Origin of the sequence: Pseudomonas sp. EA_65y_Pfl2_P74, assembly GCF_963970575.1 — a bacterium.
In the GTDB taxonomy this organism is placed as follows: domain Bacteria; phylum Pseudomonadota; class Gammaproteobacteria; order Pseudomonadales; family Pseudomonadaceae; genus Aquipseudomonas; species Aquipseudomonas baetica_A.
Map to the genome: position 1 here is coordinate 70,383 of NZ_CAXAOQ010000002.1, position 16,975 is coordinate 87,357.

The following is a 16,975-nucleotide window of genomic DNA, read 5'->3' on the forward strand; positions in this document are numbered from 1 at the left end:
ATAGCATGATTGTTCGTCCCGTACGCAGCAGCGATTTATCCGCGCTGATCGACCTGGCCCGCAGCACCGGCACTGGCCTGACCACGTTGCCGGCCAACGAAGAGCGCCTGACCCATCGGGTCGACTGGGCTGAAAAGACCTTTCGCGGCGAAGCCGGCCGTGGCGATGCGGATTACCTGTTCGTGCTTGAAGACGACGACGGCCGCGTGGTGGGTATTTCCGCCATTGCCGGCGCGGTCGGTCTGCGTGAGCCCTGGTACAACTTCCGTGTCGGCCTGACCGTCAGCGCTTCGCAAGAGTTGAACATCTATCGCGAGATCCCGACGCTGTTCCTGGCCAACGACCTGACCGGAAACTCCGAGCTGTGCTCACTGTTCCTGCACGCCGATTACCGTAACGGTCTCAATGGTCGCATGCTGTCGAAGGCGCGGATGCTGTTCATCGCCGAGTTCCCGGAACTGTTCGGCAACAAGATCATCGCCGAGATGCGCGGTGTGTCGGATGACGCTGGCCGTTCGCCGTTCTGGGAAAGTCTGGGTCGGCACTTCTTCAAGATGGAGTTCAGCCAGGCCGATTACCTGACCGGTGTCGGCAACAAGGCGTTCATCGCTGAACTGATGCCGAAATTCCCGCTGTACACCTGCTTCCTGTCGCCTGATGCACGCAATGTCATCGGCCAGGTCCATCCGGACACCGAGCCGGCGCTGGCGATGCTCAAGAGCGAAGGGTTCAGTTATCAGGGCTACGTCGACATCTTTGACGCCGGTCCGGCCATCGAATGCGAAACCAGCAAGATCCGCGCGGTGCGAGACAGCGAGGCGCTGGTACTGGCGGTCGGCACGCCGGGCGACGATGCCACGCCGTTCATCATCCATAACCGCAAACGCGAAGACTGCCGCATCACGGCTGCGCCGGCACGTCTGGCTGCGGGCACGCTGGTGGTCGATCCACACACCGCCAAACGTCTTCAACTCAACGCGGGCGACCAAGTGCGCGCCGTGGCGTTGTCTGCTGCTCGGGAGTCGAAATAATGAATTCGCTATACATCGCAGGTGAATGGCTGGCCGGTCAGGGCGAAGCTTTTCAATCTCTGAACCCGGTGACCCAGCAAGTGCTGTGGTCGGGGGAGGGCGCCACTGCTGCGCAGGTCGAGTCGGCCGTGCAGGCGGCGCGTCAGGCTTTTCCGGGTTGGGCACGGCGCACGCTGCAAGAGCGCATCAGCGTGCTCGAAGCCTTTGCTGCTGCACTGAAGCACCACAGCGACGAACTGGCCCGCACCATCGGTGAGGAAACCGGCAAACCACTGTGGGAAGCCGCCACCGAAGTCACCAGCATGGTCAACAAGATCGCGATCTCGGTGCAGAGCTACCGCGAACGTACCGGCGAGAAGAGCGGCCCGTTGGGCGACGCCACCGCCGTGCTGCGCCACAAGCCTCACGGCGTGGTTGCCGTGTTCGGGCCTTACAACTTCCCTGGTCACTTGCCCAACGGTCACATCGTGCCGGCGTTGCTGGCCGGTAACAGCGTGCTGTTCAAGCCCAGCGAGCTGACCCCGAAAGTCGCCGAACTGACGGTCAAGTGCTGGATCGAAGCCGGGTTGCCGGCCGGCGTCCTGAACCTGCTGCAAGGCGCTCGTGAAACCGGCATTGCGCTGGCGGCGAACCCGGGCATCGACGGTCTGTTCTTCACCGGCTCGAGCCGTACCGGCAACCACTTGCACCAGCAATTTGCCGGGCGTCCGGACAAGATTCTGGCGCTGGAAATGGGGGGCAACAACCCGCTGGTGGTGGATCAGGTCGCTGACCTCGACGCGGCGGTGTACACGATCATTCAATCGGCCTTCATCTCGGCGGGCCAGCGTTGCACCTGCGCTCGTCGTCTGCTGGTGCCACAAGGCGCGTGGGGCGACAGCCTGCTCAAGCGTCTGGTTGAGGTCAGCTCGACCATTGAAGTCGGTGCGTTCGATCAGCAACCGGCACCGTTCATGGGGTCAGTGATTTCCCTTGGCGCGGCGAAAGCGTTGATGGATGCCCAAGCGCATTTACTGGCCAATGGCGCCGTGTCACTGCTGGACATGACGCAGCCGCAGGCGCAAGCCGCGTTGCTGACCCCCGGCATTATTGATGTGACCGCAGTGGCCGAGCGTCCGGACGAAGAACTGTTCGGCCCGTTGCTGCAAGTGATCCGCTACAGCGATTTCGCCGCAGCGATCAGTGAGGCCAACGACACCGCTTACGGCTTGGCCGCCGGTCTGTTGTCGGATTCCGAAGATCGTTATCAGCAATTCTGGCTGGAAAGCCGCGCCGGCATCGTCAACTGGAACAAGCAATTGACGGGGGCTGCGAGCAGCGCGCCGTTTGGCGGTGTGGGGGCCTCGGGCAACCATCGCGCCAGTGCCTACTACGCGGCGGATTATTGCGCGTACCCGGTGGCGTCGCTGGAAACACCGAGCCTGGTGTTGCCTGCATCGCTTACACCCGGCGTAAAGATGGCGTGATGCCCATCGTTAGCAGGTGGCACACAAAGTGGAATGCATTTCCCTGTGGGAACCAGCCTGCTGGCGATAGCCGCGCCTCGGTCACAAAGAATAGTTACTGAAGCCTATAACAACAGATTCTCGTGGAGCCTCGCTGATGAAATCCTATGAAGTCAATTTCGACGGTCTAGTGGGGCCGACCCATAACTACGGCGGTCTGTCCTACGGCAACGTTGCGTCCCAGAGCAACAGCCAGCAGTCCTCGAACCCGAAGGAAGCGGCGCTGCAAGGCCTGGCGAAAATGAAAGCGCTGATGGAAATGGGCTTTCAGCAAGGCGTGCTGGCGCCGCAGGAACGTCCGGACGTGGCCGCTCTGCGCCGTCTGGGTTTCAGTGGCAGCGACGCGCAAGTGATCGAGCGCGCGGCCAAAGAGGCCATGCCTTTGCTGGTCGCCAGTTGCTCGGCGTCGAGCATGTGGGTGGCCAACGCTGCGACGGTCAGCCCGAGTGCCGACACCGCTGACGGCCGTGTGCATTTCACCGCCGCTAACCTCAACTGCAAATACCACCGCAGCATCGAGCACCCGACCACGAGCCGCGTGCTCGGCGCGATGTTCGCCAATCAGCAACACTTCGCCCATCACGCTGCGCTGCCAGCGGTGGCGCAGTTTGGTGACGAAGGCGCGGCCAACCACACGCGTTTCTGCCGTGAGTACGGCGAGGCCGGTGTCGAGTTCTTCGTGTTCGGTCGCAGTGCCTTCGACAACCGTTTCCCGGCGCCGCAAAAATACCCGGCCCGGCAGACCCTCGAAGCGTCGCAAGCGGTAGCGCGTCTGCACGGTCTGCGGGACGAAGGCGTGGTTTACGCACAGCAGAATCCGAACGTGATCGATCAGGGCGTGTTCCACAACGACGTGATTGCCGTGGGCAATGGCGAGGTGTTGTTCTATCACGAGGACGCGTTCCTCGACACCGATCAGATGCTGGCCGAGTTGCAAGGCAAACTGGCCAGGGTTGGCGGCAATTTCCAGTCGATCTGTGTGCCGCGTTCGGCGGTCACCGTCGACGACGCCGTGCGTTCGTACCTGTTCAACAGCCAGTTGTTGTCGCGCCCTGACGGCTCGATGCTGTTGATCGTGCCGCAAGAGTGCCAGGCCAACGAGCGCGTGTGGGCTTACTTGCAAAGCCTGACCAGCTCCGGCGGTCTGATCCGCGAAGTGAAGGTCTTCGACCTCAAGCAGAGCATGCAGAATGGGGGCGGTCCGGCGTGCCTGCGCTTGCGTGTTGCACTGAATGAAACCGAGCTGGCGGCGGTCAACCCAGGGGTTATCATGACGGCCCCGTTGTACGGTTCGTTGACCGCATGGGTTGAAAAGCACTACCGCGACCGCCTGAGCGAAACCGATCTGGCGGACCCGCAATTGCTGCTTGAATGCCGGACGGCACTGGATGAACTCACGCAAATCCTTAAACTGGGCGCGGTTTATCCATTCCAGATCAATTGATGGCCGGCGCGCCGCTTGAACGCGGCGTGCGGTTCGTCTCCCCAAGAGAGTAAAAACATGAGCGATTCCCTGCAGCTGATCCTTGAAGACACCGACGGCACGCAACTGCAAACCTCGTGCACCCGCGTCGCGGTCATGTGGCAAGGCAAAGAGCTGTGGATCCAGCAGGATGGCCGTGGCCAACTGCTGATCGGCGTCGACGTTGAAGAAGGCGATGCCGAGTACGCCAACCTGCTGCTGCGCCCATTGGCGACTAATCTGGTAAGCCTGCAACTGGAAATGGAACCGGCCGACGTTGGCGACGACGAAGACCACGTGCACGGCCCGGATTGCAACCACGACCACTAAGGAAACCGCTCTATGCTCGCCCTCGGCAAACTGCTTGAACTGACCCTCGCCGGCCGCGAACCGGCGGAGAAGACTCAACTGACTGTCGAAGGCGTGCGGATGCGCTGGTTGAGCGAAGGTGCGCTGGAGGTCCGGCCACCGCAAGCGCTTGACAATGGCCTGGACCTGCTGCTGTCGGCAGGCATCCACGGCAACGAAACCGCACCGATCGAGCTGCTTGATCGGCTGCTGCATGACATCGCTCGCGGCGATCTGAAGCCGCGCGCACGCATTCTGTTCCTGTTCGGCAACACTGAGGCGATTCGCAAAGGCGAGCGTTTCATCGAGCAGGACGTCAATCGGCTGTTCAACGGTCGTCACGAACAAAGCAGCGGCTCTGAAGCGCTGCGTGCCTGTGAACTTGAGCGGTTGGCGGCGAGTTTCTTCAGCCTGCCGGATCGCCAGCGCTTGCACTATGACCTGCACACGGCCATTCGCGGCTCGAAGATCGAGCAATTCGCCCTGTATCCGTGGAAGGAAGGACGCCAGCATTCGCGTAGAGAGCTGGCGCGCTTGCGTGCTGCGGGCATGGAAGCGGTGCTGTTGCAGAATAAACCGTCGATCGTGTTCAGCGCATATACCTACGACAAACTCGGCGCCGAGGCTTTCACGCTGGAATTGGGCAAGGCGCGGCCCTTCGGGCAGAACGAAGGGGTTGATGTCTCGCGGCTGGAAACCCGTCTGAAGCAGATCATTGAAGGCAATGAGCCAGATCTGGCGCAGGAGGGCCTGGATGGCTTGCAACTGTTCAGCGTGGCGCGGGAAATCATCAAGCACAGCGATGCGTTCCGCCTGAACCTGCCGCAGGACATCGAGAACTTTTCCCAGTTGGAAGTCGGTTATGTACTGGCCGAGGACTTGGCCAATACCCGCTGGATCATCGAGGAAGAAGGCGCGCGGATCATCTTTCCCAATCCCAAGGTCAAGAACGGCTTGCGAGCGGGCATCCTGATCGTGCCGGCCACCGACGAAACCCTGGCCTGAAACAATTTGGGGGATCAACACCTATCTCCTGTGGGAGCGGGCAAGCCCGCTCCCACATTTGGATCTGAGTGAGGTCTGAGACCTCACTCGGTGCAGATATCAGACAGCGACCGCACGGGGCTCACTGCGACGCAACACCCGAACCTTCTGCAGCGTATCGGCACACGTTTTCGCCGCTTCCTGACCTTTGTGCACAAAGTGCTCGAAGAAGAACTTTTGATGTTCTTCACCGGCATGGAAATGATGCGGGGTCAGGGACACGGAGAATACCGGCACTTCGGTTTCCAGTTGCACCTGCATCAGGCCGCTGACCACCGACTGGGCGACGAACTCGTGACGATAGATGCCGCCGTCCACTACCAGGGCTGCCGCGACGATGCCGGCATAACGACCGGTCTTGGCCAGTAGCTTGGCATGCAGGGGCATTTCAAAGGCACCGCCGACTTCGAAGAAGTCGATGTCCGATTCCTGATAACCCTGAACGAGCATTTCGGCGACGAAGCCTTTACGGCTCTGGTCGACGATTTCCTTGTGCCAGCAGGCCTGGATGAACGCGACGCGCTCGCCATGAGGGTGTTTGCTTTTGCTGTCGATAGCGGTGGGTTGCATGTTCTGACTCCTGTTTGTGTGAAAAACAGGGCGTTATGAATCGAAGGGGATTCAAGGGTACGCACGAACGCAGAAGCGCGCGGACGGCTCTTGGGTGTCAATCCCGTTCTCTCTTCATCCGGACTATGACCGTCGGCCCCGGAATCACACCGGGTCTGCTGACCTTGTCGTCGATCACAGCCATTGCCATGCCCGTCGCCAAGCGCTCGCGGGCTATGCGCATTGCGCGCAATTACCGCCGGTGGGGAATTGCACCCCGCCCTGAGAACGTTTTCGCCACCCTTTCTCGGGCGGCGCAGCGTTTTTAACACAGATTTTGTGTCTGTGCATTGCGCCTTTCAGATGATTGTTATCGATTTTTTTGAATGCTTGTGAGGCGTTTTTCTGCGCCAAGGGTTGATTAATCGGCGCGATGACCGCAGTAATTCACCTTCGTAAAGGGATTTCCCCTGCTGACTTGAGGCCAGGTTCATGAGCGTTATCGATCTTCGCAGCGACACCGTCACCCAACCGACTCCCGCCATGCTCGACGCCATGACCGGCGCCGCCACCGGTGACGACGTGTACGGCGAAGACCCGACGGTCAATCGTCTGGAAACCGAACTGGCCAAACGCCTGGGTTTCGCCGGCGCGTTGTTCGTGCCAACCGGCACCATGAGCAATCTGTTGGGATTGATGGCGCATTGCGAGCGCGGTGACGAGTACATCGTTGGCCAACAGGCGCACACCTATAAGTACGAAGGCGGTGGCGCCGCGGTGCTCGGTTCGATCCAGCCGCAGCCGCTGGAAGTACAGGCCGATGGTTCGCTGGATCTTGATCAGGTGGCCGCCGCGATCAAACCCGACGACTTCCACTTCGCCCGGACTCGTCTGCTGGCACTGGAAAACACCATGCAAGGCAAAGTGTTGCCACTCGATTATCTGGCCAGCGCCCAACGCTTCACTCAAGATCACGGCCTTCAATTGCACTTGGACGGCGCGCGGTTGTACAACGCTGCGGTCAAGCTCGGGGTCGATGCCCGGGAAATCACTCGGTATTTCGATTCGGTATCGGTGTGTCTGTCCAAAGGGTTGGGGGCGCCGATCGGTTCGGTGCTTTGCGGCTCTGAGCAACTGATCGGCAAGGCTCGTCGTCTGCGTAAAATGGTCGGCGGCGGCATGCGTCAGGCCGGATTACTGGCGGCGGCGGGTTTGTACGCGCTGGATCACAACGTTGAGCGTCTGGCGGATGACCATGCCAATGCTCAACGGCTTGCTGAAGGGCTGCGTGAGGCAGGTTTTAGCGTCGAACCAGTACAGACCAACATGGTTTATGTGCAAATGGGCGACAAAGCCCTGGCGATCAAGGCGTTTGCTGCCGAGCGCGGGATCAAGTTGAGTGCCGCCGCGCGTCTGCGGATGGTCACGCACATGGACGTCAATCGCTCGCAAATCGAGCAAGTGATCGCGACATTCGTCGAGTTTTCGCGCAAGTGACAGCGTTAGCCGTCCAATTGACCGTTTCTATCGTATAAACACGCTGTACCCCGCGCGCAGGGCCGATATAATGCGGCCCTTTGCCGTCGCTTCGTCTGTTGACGTTTCGAACAGGCCTTTGGCCGCAGCCTCCGTGGAAGAACCTAATGAAAAGCGCAGAAATCCGTGAAGCCTTCCTTCGCTTCTTCGAAGAGCAAGGCCACACCCGTGTAGCCTCCAGCTCTTTGATTCCGGGCAACGACCCAACCCTGCTGTTCACTAACGCGGGGATGAACCAGTTCAAGGACTGCTTCCTGGGCCAGGAAAAGCGCGCGTACACCCGCGCTGTTTCCAGCCAGAAGTGCGTGCGCGCCGGCGGCAAGCACAACGACCTGGAAAACGTCGGTTATACCGCCCGTCACCACACGTTTTTCGAAATGCTGGGTAACTTCAGCTTTGGTGACTATTTCAAGCGTGATGCGATCACCTATGCCTGGAACTTCCTGACGTCCGACAAGTGGCTGAACCTGCCGAAGGAAAAACTGTGGGTCACCGTCTACGCCAGCGATGACGAGGCGTACGACATCTGGACCAAGGAAATCGGCGTTCCGGCCGAGCGCATGGTGCGCATTGGCGACAACAAGGGCGCACCGTACGCTTCGGACAACTTCTGGACCATGGGCGATACCGGCCCTTGCGGTCCTTGCACCGAGATTTTCTACGATCACGGCGCCGACATCTGGGGCGGCCCACCAGGCTCGCCTGAAGAAGACGGCGACCGTTACATCGAAATCTGGAACAACGTGTTCATGCAGTTCAACCGCACCGCCGATGGTGTGTTGCACCCACTGCCAGCGCCGTCGGTCGACACCGGCATGGGCCTGGAGCGGATCAGTGCCGTGCTGCAGCACGTTCACTCGAACTATGAAATCGACCTGTTCCAAAGCCTGCTGGCCGCGTCGGCCAAGGCCATCGGTTGCACCAACGACAATCAGGCATCCCTGAAAGTCGTGGCTGACCACATTCGCTCCTGCGGCTTCCTGATTGCCGACGGCGTGCTGCCGTCCAACGAAGGCCGCGGTTATGTGCTGCGTCGGATCATTCGTCGTGCTTGCCGTCACGGCAACAAACTCGGCGCCAAGGGCAGTTTCTTCTACCAGATCGTTGCCGCACTCGTGGCCGAGATGGGCGAAGCCTTCCCTGAGCTGAAATCCCAGCAGGCGCACATCGAGCGCGTGTTGAAAGCCGAGGAAGAGCAGTTCGCCAAGACCCTGGAACAAGGTCTGAAAATCCTCGAGCAGGATCTGGCTGACCTCAAAGGCGACGTGGTGCCGGGCGATGTAGTGTTCAAACTTTACGACACCTACGGTTTTCCGATGGATTTGACTGGCGACATCGCTCGCGAGCGCAGCCTGACCATCGACGAAGAAGGTTTCGAGCGCGAGATGGAAGCCCAGCGTGTGCGTGCGCGTTCCGCCAGCTCCTTCGGTATGGACTACAACAGCCTGGTCAAGGTTGATGTGGATACCGAGTTCACCGGTTATCACAACACCAGCGGTTCGGCGAAAGTTGTGGCTCTGTACAAAGATGGTCAGTCCGTCGACGTTTTGAGTGAAGGCCAAGAGGGCGTCGTGGTGCTGAACCAGACCCCGTTCTACGCTGAGTCCGGCGGTCAGATCGGCGATTGTGGTTATCTGCAAGCGGGTAGCAGCCGTTTTGATGTGCGCGACACCACCAAAACCGGCGGTGCTTTCCTGCACCACGGTGTGCTGGCCTCGGGCAGCCTGATCGTTGGCGCACCGGTGCAAACCCATGTCGAAGCCGAGGTGCGTCACGCCACTTCGCTGAACCACTCGGCCACGCACTTGCTGCACGCAGCACTGCGCAAGGTGCTGGGCGATCACGTTCAACAGAAAGGCTCGCTGGTCGACAGTCAGCGTCTGCGCTTCGACTTTAGCCACTTCGAAGCCATCAAGCCTGAACAGTTGAAAGCGCTGGAAGACATTGTCAACGCCGAGATTCGCAAGAACTCCGCCGTTGAAACCGAAGAAACCGACATCGAGACCGCCAAGAAGAAAGGCGCCATGGCGCTGTTTGGCGAGAAGTACGGCGACAACGTGCGCGTGCTGAGCATGGGCGGCGACTTCTCCGTCGAACTGTGCGGCGGTATCCACGCCAACCGTACCGGGGACATTGGCCTGCTGAAAATCATCAGCGAAGGCGGTGTGGCATCGGGCGTGCGTCGTATCGAGGCCGTCACGGGTGCTGCGGCACTGGCTTACTTGAACGCCGCGGAAGAACAACTCAAGGAAGCGGCCAGCCTGGTCAAGGGCAGTCGCGACAACCTGATCGACAAACTGTCGGCTGTGCTGGAGCGCAACCGTCTGCTGGAGAAACAACTCGAGCAGTTGCAGGCCAAGGCCGCCAGCGCTGCGGGCGACGATCTGTCGGCCTCGGCACTGGATGTCAAAGGTGTGAAGGTTCTGGCTGCACGCCTGGATGGTCAGGATGGCAAGGCGCTGCTGGCGCTGGTCGATCAACTGAAAAACAAACTCGGCCGCGCAGTGATCCTGCTCGGCAGTGTCCATGAGGAAAAGGTCGTTCTGGTTGCAGGCGTAACCAAAGACCTGACTGGCCAACTCAAAGCCGGTGATTTGATGAAACAGGCTGCTGCGGCAGTGGGCGGGAAGGGCGGTGGTCGTCCGGACATGGCGCAGGGCGGCGGTGTCGACGCCGGCGCGCTGGATGGCGCACTGGCGTTGACCGTTCCATTCGTCGAGCAGGGTTTATAAGGCGGCCCGCCGGGCCCGCAGTCTAGTGGCGGGGCCGGTGGCTGTTTGAGTGATTATTGGGCGCCCTTCATGGGCAGAGGCGGCTTTGAAATGGCTTTGATCGTACAGAAATTTGGAGGCACCTCGGTCGGCACTGTCGAGAGAATCGAGCAGGTCGCCGACAAGGTTAAGAAATTCCGCGATGCCGGCGATGACCTGGTGGTCGTGCTGTCTGCAATGAGCGGCGAAACCAACCGTCTGATCGATCTGGCCAAGCAAATCAGTGGCGACGGTCAACCGGTTCCGCGCGAACTGGACGTGATCGTTTCCACTGGTGAGCAAGTGACGATTGCCCTGTTGGCCATGGCGCTGATCAAGCGTGGTGTGCCGGCGGTGTCGTACACCGGTAATCAGGTGCGGATCCTGACGGACAGTGCACACAATAAAGCGCGTATCCTGCAGATTGATGACCAGAAAATTCGTGGTGATCTTAAAGCAGGTCGCGTGGTGGTTGTCGCTGGTTTTCAGGGTGTCGACGAACACGGCAACATCACCACCCTCGGTCGCGGCGGTTCCGATACCACGGGAGTGGCACTGGCTGCAGCGCTCAAGGCGGATGAATGCCAGATCTACACCGACGTTGATGGTGTTTACACCACCGACCCGCGTGTTGTGTCAGTCGCTCAGCGTCTGGACAAGATCACCTTTGAAGAGATGCTGGAAATGGCCAGCCTCGGCTCCAAGGTGTTGCAGATCCGTGCGGTGGAATTCGCCGGCAAGTACAACGTTCCGCTGCGCGTACTGCACAGCTTCAAGGAGGGTCCGGGCACCCTCATTACTACTGATGAAGAGGAAACCATGGAACAGCCGATCATTTCCGGCATCGCTTTCAACCGCGATGAAGCCAAGCTGACCATCCGTGGCGTGCCAGACACTCCAGGTGTGGCGTTCAAGATTCTCGGCCCGATCAGTGCTGCGAACATCGAAGTCGACATGATCGTGCAGAACGTCGCGCACGATAACACCACCGACTTCACTTTCACTGTGCACCGCAACGACTACCCGGGCGCGCAGACCGTGCTGGAAAACACCGCCCGCGAGATCGGTGCCCGTGAAGTGGTCGGCGACACCAAGATTGCCAAGGTCTCGATCGTCGGCGTCGGCATGCGTTCCCACGCCGGCGTGGCCAGTCGCATGTTCGAATCCCTGGCAAAGGAAAGCATCAACATCCAGATGATCTCGACATCGGAAATCAAGGTTTCCGTCGTCATTGAAGAGAAATATCTGGAGCTGGCTGTGCGCGCCCTGCACACGGCTTTCGAACTGGATGCTCCCGCCCGTCAGGGCGAGTAATTCCGTTTCCTTGAAGGGCGCGGTTTGATCGCGCCCTTTATTTTTGAATGACGCGAGACCTGAACTGTTCTTTTGCTCGCGCTAGTCAATACTCAGGCATGTAGGGCTACGATCGCTCCGGTTGTAGGTCGGGTGCCTTTTTTTTGCAGACTGTTGTCCCTGAACTGAATTGCGTGAGGAGAAAGGTATGCTGATTCTGACTCGTCGGTGCGCAGAAAGCCTGATTATCGGTGATGGCGAAATCACCGTAACCGTGCTCGGCGTTAAAGGAAATCAAGTGCGTATCGGCGTCAACGCCCCGAAAGAGGTTGCCGTGCACCGTGAGGAAATTTACCTGCGTATAAAGAAAGAGAAGGACGAAGAACCAAGCCATTAATTTTTATCGTTTTTTATGTTTGCAAACGGGGAAGAAGGTGGTTAATATACGCCCCGTGTTGCGGAGAGCTGGCCGAGTGGCCGAAGGCGCTCCCCTGCTAAGGGAGTACACCTCAAAAGGGTGTCGGGGGTTCGAATCCCCCGTTCTCCGCCATTATTTGCTTAGTACGTTGTAATCTGGCTTTTTCGGTAAATTATTGAATTTACTAGAAAAAGTGGTTGGAATAGAGATTAGACGGGCTATAATGCGGCGCAACAAATGCACTCGTAGCTCAGCTGGATAGAGTACTCGGCTACGAACCGAGCGGTCACAGGTTCGAATCCTGTCGAGTGCACCATTTAAGAGTTGTTTATAGCAATATAAGTAACTCGGCTTCAGCCAGTTGTGGTCTGGTTTAAAAACACAAATGCACTCGTAGCTCAGCTGGATAGAGTACTCGGCTACGAACCGAGCGGTCACAGGTTCGAATCCTGTCGAGTGCACCATATATCGAAAAGCCCGCGTTTAACGCGGGCTTTTTGCTGTCCGGGATTTGGCTTTTCCTTTGACGCACCCTTTCTCATCAAATTCGACTAGAGCCGTGCGACCTCGCTTGAGATCGTACCGATAGCTTGTAGTCAAAGTCCGAATATTCACTTTGTCCGGTTTGCCGAGTGCGCTTTCGACATCCTGTTGGTTCATGCCGGCAATGACGCGTCGATTAATGATCGCTTCACGCCGTTGTCTGGCATCGATGAGATTTCCGCATTTGTCTTCTGCTTTGCCGGCAACGCCAGGTTCTCTGTCGTTGGTTTTCTTGCCGGATGTTTCTTCGTGATTGAGCGCTGGCATCACCGCGACCACTGAGCCGGTGAGGTAGGGGTGAACCTCCTGCGCTGAGAGCTTTTCTCCGCTTGCACAGCTCATCGACGTGAATGTAATGCTGCCGTCAGGAGCTTCGCAGCGATGAAGGCTGGTCGCAGCCCCGGCGGCTGGGAGGCAGAGCAGGCTGGCGAGCACAAAGCGGGATGTTTTTGATGGCATTCGACGTCCTCCATGACGGTCTACGCTCAAGGGTAGCTGCTACATTTTTTAATGCCGGTGTGTTTTCTTTTCGGGATGAGTCGTCGCATCTGCATGGATCAGGGCTGCGCTCAGGTTTGTCTCGCAAGCGCTTGTTTCAGCCGTGATTTTTTAACGTTTTAAACCGTCAGGCGGTGTATCATTGCGCCCGTCAGCCCCGCCGGGGCTTGTGGAAAACTTCCATGGACTTACCCAGTAGTTACTCAGTACCCCGTTTTACCAATCATGAATTGACTGATTGATCCTTCCGGCGTGCCCCGCTGCTGGGAGTGGAGTTCGCCTATGTCTGAAATCGAAGTAAAGAAAACACAGGAAAGCCTGCAGGATCGCCTGGCTCAGGTCGTCGAGCTGCTGCAGCGTCAACGGGTCGTTGAAGACCTGACTCATCGCCAGGAAGGCGCGCATCAGGACCGGGTGGAAAGCCTGGTTCACCGACAAAATCTCGTCGAGTTGCAACGCAAGCTCGATGATCTGCACTCCGCCGACGTTGCCTACATTCTTGAAGCCTTGCCGCTGGATGATCGCCTGACGCTTTGGCAACTGGTCAAGGCTGATCGCGACGGCGACATTCTTCTCGAAGTATCCGATTCTGTCCGTGAAACGCTGATCGCCGACATGGATGATCACGAGCTCCTGGCTGCGGCCAAGGACATGGACGCCGACGAACTTGCTGACCTGGCCTCTGAGCTGCCGCGAGATGTCGTCCATGAGCTGATGGAGAGTCTGGATAACCAGCAGCGCGAGCGTGTGCGTTCGGCGCTGTCCTATGACGAGGAGCAGGTCGGTGCGCTGATGGACTTCGAGATGGTGACCATCCGTGAGGATGTCAGTCTCGAAGTGGTTTTGCGTTACCTGCGCCGCCTCAAAGAGCTTCCTGGTCACACCGACAAACTGTTCGTGGTCGATTACGACGGCGTGCTTAAAGGTGTGCTGCCGATCAAGCGTTTGCTGGTCAATGACCCCGATAAGCAGGTTGCTGAAGTCATGGCCAGCGATCCGGTGAGTTTCCACCCGGACGAAGATGCCTACGACGCTGCTCAGGCATTCGAGCGTTACGACTTGATCTCTGCCCCGGTAGTCGACAAGAACGGCAAGCTGATTGGTCGTCTGACCATCGACGAAATGGTTGACTTGATCCGTGAGGAAAGCGAAAGCGAAGTCCTCAACATGGCGGGTTTGCGTGAAGAGGAAGATATCTTCGCCTCCGTATGGAAATCCCTGAATAACCGTTGGGCGTGGCTGGCGATCAACTTGATCACCGCGTTCTTCGCTTCCCGGGTGATCGGCCTGTTTGAAGGCTCGATCGAGAAGCTGGTAGCGCTCGCGGCGCTGATGCCGATCGTGGCGGGGATCGGCGGCAACTCCGGTAATCAGACGATCACCATGATCGTTCGTGCCATGGCGCTCGATCAGGTCAGCACCGGTAACACTTCACGCCTGATGCGTAAGGAGTTGGCGGTTGGATTGATCAATGGCCTCGTCTGGGGTGGGGTGATCGGGGTGGTTGCCTATCTGCTTTACGGCAGTTGGTCGCTGGGCGTGGTGATGACAGCAGCGATGACTCTCAATCTGTTGCTGGCGGCGCTGATGGGGGTCTTGATCCCGATGACGCTGGCGAAGATGGGGCGTGACCCGGCGATGGGGGCCAGCGTGATGATCACCGCGATGACCGACAGTGGGGGGTTCTTCATCTTCCTGGGGTTGGCGACAATCTTCCTGCTTTGATCTGCCATGAATAAACGGCCCGCCAACTCTATTGGCGGGTTTTTTTTTAGAGAAAAGGGATGGCCTGAATTTCAGGCGAAAAAAAGCCAGCACTAATGCTGGCTTGAGGTGTTCGGTATGACTCAGGACGCGTCTGCAGCCATTTCAGCGTCGTGGGCGATCAAGGACACCAGTGCATTCTGTTGACGGTGAGAAAGCTGGCGGAAGCGTTGCAGCAACTCGCGTTCGTGCAACGACAGCTCCGGGCTGTCCAGACGCATGCTCAGTTCTTCGCCCAAAGCGCCTTCCTGAATAAGACTCTGCTCAAGGCGCGCAATGATCTCGGAGTTCATGCTGCGATGATGATTGCGAGCCACCTCGGCAATGCGTTCACGCATTCCGTCTGGCAGACGTACGACGAACTTGTCAGCCGTACGGCTGGAATAAATTGCCTGTTTCAATGGGCGCATATATTTAACCGGTTAGTTCAGGGGAGCGGTTCTCGGGATTGGCCGCAGATGTGTGGTAGGACAAGCATCCGCGCCAAATGGTTCAACCTGAATTGTTAAGAGGCTCGCATCATGCCTCAAAATTGCCAGATCATTGGCGTCAATTCTGTGACAAATATTGAGCTGGGTAAAGGCGTAATGCCAGCACCAATTATCAGAAATGCGGACTGGTTTGAAAACTTTGCCTTGGCCCGCATCAAAGACCGCCTCCTGATGCACGTCCTTTAGTGTTCTAAGACGTCAGAACGTGCATGCTATGCGGTTTTCGATCCTTGTTCCTTACCTGTACAGGATAGTGGCAATTTGCCGATTTACTAGGGGCAAACACCTGCTGGAGGGCGTTTTCAGGATGTATGGCAAGCTTATTTATCTGATGGGGCCGTCCGGTTCGGGTAAGGACAGTCTGATCGAGGCCGCTCGTGAGCCATTGCGGGCGTTGAACTGCGAAGTCATGCGCCGGGTGATCACGCGATCTGCCGAATCGATGGGCGAGGATGCGATTGGCGTAACGCCGCAAGAGTTCGAAAGACGTCAGCGCGCCGGTGATTTTTCATTGGCATGGCAAGCCAACGGCCTCGCCTATGGCATTGCGGTGGAAATGGATCAATGGTTGCAAGCCGGGCGACATGTATTGGTCAACGGCTCGCGTGCCAATTTGCGGCAGGCACAGGAGCGCTATCCTTCGCTGTTGCCGGTTTTACTGACGGTCAGGGATGAGGTGCTGCGAGAGCGTTTACTCAGGCGCGGTCGAGAGACGCTTGAGCAGATCGATGCACGGCTTGCCCGGAACGCTCTGTTCAAGGATAGGAGATCAAGTGACCGGCCTGTGCACCTGATCGACAATTCGGGCAACCTGGCGGACGCCGTCAATCAGCTTCTGGAGCTGGTCCGGCTCAACGTAGTACTGGATCAAACTTGAACCTGCGCCCGGCGATCAGCGCCAGAGCAAACAACACCGTAAACACGCCACAGCTAATCAGCGGCAGAGTGATTTCGGTTTCCTCGAACAGCGAAAAATGCACAACGCCACTCAATAAGGCGAGGATCAGAAATCCTGCTGCTGATTTGGACATGCTGTACTCCTGCAGATATTTCAAAAAACCAGACGTTCGGTCGCTAGTGCTGGCAGTGCCTGCTGAGACTCGCTGACCGCTTGCGGTGCGAAGCTCTGATCACTCAACAGTGCCAACTGCGGCGCTTTCTGCACCTGCAAGTAATGCGGCATGCGCTGAGCAACCCGTTCAGCGCTCTCGGGGGCAAAGTGGAAACCTATCAAAATCGCCAAGGCGACCGCGTTTGCGAGCAAGAGAGTGCTGTTCATGAGGCGGACTCCGTTTGTTCTGTTATGAGAACAGACAAAGCAGCCGTCGTGCCAACAGTCTATCCGCTGTTAAGTCCTTTAAAAACAAGCATTTGGAAGGTTTTTTCAGAGGGCGAAGGTTGCAATCTGCAATGATGGTTTTTTGGGAGAGTGCAAAATGCACGGTAAATCTTCACTCAGCCTTGCCGGGCGCCTGCCTACACTTAAAAAGCCCTACGGATGACATGACAAATCAGGGCCTGGCCGTTAACATGCACGCCGTCCGTCGCGCAGTGTTCATCTCGTGACAACTCAGTGTCTCAGTAGCTCAATTGGATAGAGCATCCCCCTCCTAAGGGGAAGGTTGGCAGTTCGAACCTGCCCTGGGACACCATATAATTCAAGGTCTCCAGCCATTTCAGCTCTCACCGTAAAAAACCCATGGGTGCAGGGTGGGTGCAAATGGATTGCTTCAGGTATTAAAA

16 protein-coding genes, 4 tRNA genes and 1 riboswitch are annotated in these 16,975 nt (G+C 58.0%); of the genes, 15 read left to right on the forward strand and 5 right to left on the reverse strand.

Translation table 11 applies throughout. The features are described 5' to 3' along the window. Positions 1–5: 5 nt before the first annotated feature. The 5 genes from astA to astE all read left to right on the forward strand — a co-directional run bounded on the left by astA (position 6) and on the right by astE (position 5,351). Complete coding sequence (gene astA / locus AACY18_RS01735; protein ID WP_339430879.1) at positions 6–1,031, forward strand: arginine N-succinyltransferase; 1,026 nt, start codon at positions 6–8, stop codon at positions 1,029–1,031. Then, a complete protein-coding gene (astD, locus tag AACY18_RS01740; protein WP_339431014.1) occupies positions 1,028–2,497 on the forward strand; it encodes a succinylglutamate-semialdehyde dehydrogenase in 1,470 nt (489 codons plus the stop codon). The genes astA and astD overlap by 4 nt, the downstream gene beginning before the upstream one ends. Positions 2,498–2,633: 136 nt before the next feature. Then, on the forward strand, positions 2,634–3,980 hold the full coding sequence (gene astB, locus AACY18_RS01745) for an N-succinylarginine dihydrolase (RefSeq protein WP_339430878.1): 1,347 nt from the start codon (positions 2,634–2,636) through the stop codon (positions 3,978–3,980). A 57-nt stretch (positions 3,981–4,037) separates the two neighbouring features. Further along, a complete protein-coding gene (locus AACY18_RS01750; protein WP_016983958.1) occupies positions 4,038–4,328 on the forward strand; it encodes a hypothetical protein in 291 nt (96 codons plus the stop codon). A 12-nt stretch (positions 4,329–4,340) separates the two neighbouring features. Continuing rightward, positions 4,341–5,351, forward strand: a complete 1,011-nt coding sequence (astE, locus tag AACY18_RS01755) for a succinylglutamate desuccinylase (protein WP_339464061.1) — start codon at positions 4,341–4,343, stop codon at positions 5,349–5,351. Between the two features lie 99 nt (positions 5,352–5,450). Here astE and AACY18_RS01760 read toward each other — a convergent pair whose 3' ends face one another. Then, the gene (locus AACY18_RS01760) at positions 5,451–5,960 is read right to left on the reverse strand and encodes a 6,7-dimethyl-8-ribityllumazine synthase (RefSeq protein WP_339464062.1); all 510 of its coding nucleotides are present in this window, start codon (positions 5,958–5,960) and stop codon (positions 5,451–5,453) included. A 101-nt stretch (positions 5,961–6,061) separates the two neighbouring features. Next, positions 6,062–6,233: riboswitch (FMN riboswitch) on the reverse strand. A 198-nt stretch (positions 6,234–6,431) separates the two neighbouring features. Between AACY18_RS01760 and ltaE the strand changes: the two genes are divergently transcribed. The 7 genes from ltaE to AACY18_RS01795 all read left to right on the forward strand — a co-directional run bounded on the left by ltaE (position 6,432) and on the right by AACY18_RS01795 (position 12,400). Beyond that, positions 6,432–7,436: a low-specificity L-threonine aldolase gene (gene ltaE / locus AACY18_RS01765; protein WP_339430874.1), complete on the forward strand. Its 1,005-nt coding sequence runs from the start codon at positions 6,432–6,434 to the stop codon at positions 7,434–7,436. A gap of 146 nt (positions 7,437–7,582) precedes the next feature. Next, positions 7,583–10,207 (forward strand): alanine--tRNA ligase, encoded by a 2,625-nt coding sequence (gene alaS, locus AACY18_RS01770; RefSeq protein WP_339464063.1) that lies wholly within the window; start codon positions 7,583–7,585, stop codon positions 10,205–10,207. 90 nt (positions 10,208–10,297) lie between these two features. Continuing rightward, positions 10,298–11,539, forward strand: coding sequence for an aspartate kinase (locus AACY18_RS01775; RefSeq protein WP_339464064.1), 1,242 nt, complete (start codon positions 10,298–10,300; stop codon positions 11,537–11,539). A 187-nt stretch (positions 11,540–11,726) separates the two neighbouring features. After that, a complete protein-coding gene (gene csrA / locus AACY18_RS01780) occupies positions 11,727–11,915 on the forward strand; it encodes a carbon storage regulator CsrA (RefSeq protein WP_002554426.1) in 189 nt (62 codons plus the stop codon). 62 nt (positions 11,916–11,977) lie between these two features. After that, positions 11,978–12,068: transfer RNA gene (locus AACY18_RS01785), tRNA-Ser, on the forward strand. A 107-nt stretch (positions 12,069–12,175) separates the two neighbouring features. Continuing rightward, positions 12,176–12,252: transfer RNA gene (locus tag AACY18_RS01790), tRNA-Arg, on the forward strand. Between the two features lie 71 nt (positions 12,253–12,323). Further along, positions 12,324–12,400, forward strand: a tRNA-Arg gene (locus AACY18_RS01795). 19 nt (positions 12,401–12,419) lie between these two features. Here the strand turns inward: AACY18_RS01795 and AACY18_RS01800 are convergent. Further along, entirely contained in the window at positions 12,420–12,938 is a 519-nt protein-coding gene (locus AACY18_RS01800) for a cell envelope protein SmpA (RefSeq protein ID WP_339464065.1), read from the reverse strand. A 321-nt stretch (positions 12,939–13,259) separates the two neighbouring features. On the opposite strand from AACY18_RS01800, the gene mgtE reads away from it, so the two are divergent. Further along, positions 13,260–14,702, forward strand: a complete 1,443-nt coding sequence (gene mgtE, locus AACY18_RS01805; protein ID WP_339430870.1) for a magnesium transporter — start codon at positions 13,260–13,262, stop codon at positions 14,700–14,702. 122 nt (positions 14,703–14,824) lie between these two features. Here mgtE and AACY18_RS01810 read toward each other — a convergent pair whose 3' ends face one another. Further along, positions 14,825–15,151, reverse strand: coding sequence for an Arc family DNA-binding protein (locus AACY18_RS01810; protein WP_003178899.1), 327 nt, complete (start codon positions 15,149–15,151; stop codon positions 14,825–14,827). A 388-nt stretch (positions 15,152–15,539) separates the two neighbouring features. Between AACY18_RS01810 and phnN the strand changes: the two genes are divergently transcribed. Further along, entirely contained in the window at positions 15,540–16,109 is a 570-nt protein-coding gene (gene phnN, locus AACY18_RS01815) for a phosphonate metabolism protein/1,5-bisphosphokinase (PRPP-forming) PhnN (RefSeq protein WP_339431013.1), read from the forward strand. Here phnN and AACY18_RS01820 read toward each other — a convergent pair. Further along, positions 16,084–16,263, reverse strand: coding sequence for a PA3371 family protein (locus tag AACY18_RS01820; protein ID WP_339430869.1), 180 nt, complete (start codon positions 16,261–16,263; stop codon positions 16,084–16,086). The two genes, phnN and AACY18_RS01820, sit on opposite strands and share 26 nt — an antisense overlap. A 20-nt stretch (positions 16,264–16,283) precedes the next feature. Further along, on the reverse strand, positions 16,284–16,511 hold the full coding sequence (locus tag AACY18_RS01825; protein WP_339464066.1) for a hypothetical protein: 228 nt from the start codon (positions 16,509–16,511) through the stop codon (positions 16,284–16,286). 296 nt (positions 16,512–16,807) lie between these two features. Here AACY18_RS01825 and AACY18_RS01830 point away from each other — a divergent pair. Further along, positions 16,808–16,884, forward strand: a tRNA-Arg gene (locus AACY18_RS01830). Positions 16,885–16,975 lie beyond the last annotated feature (91 nt).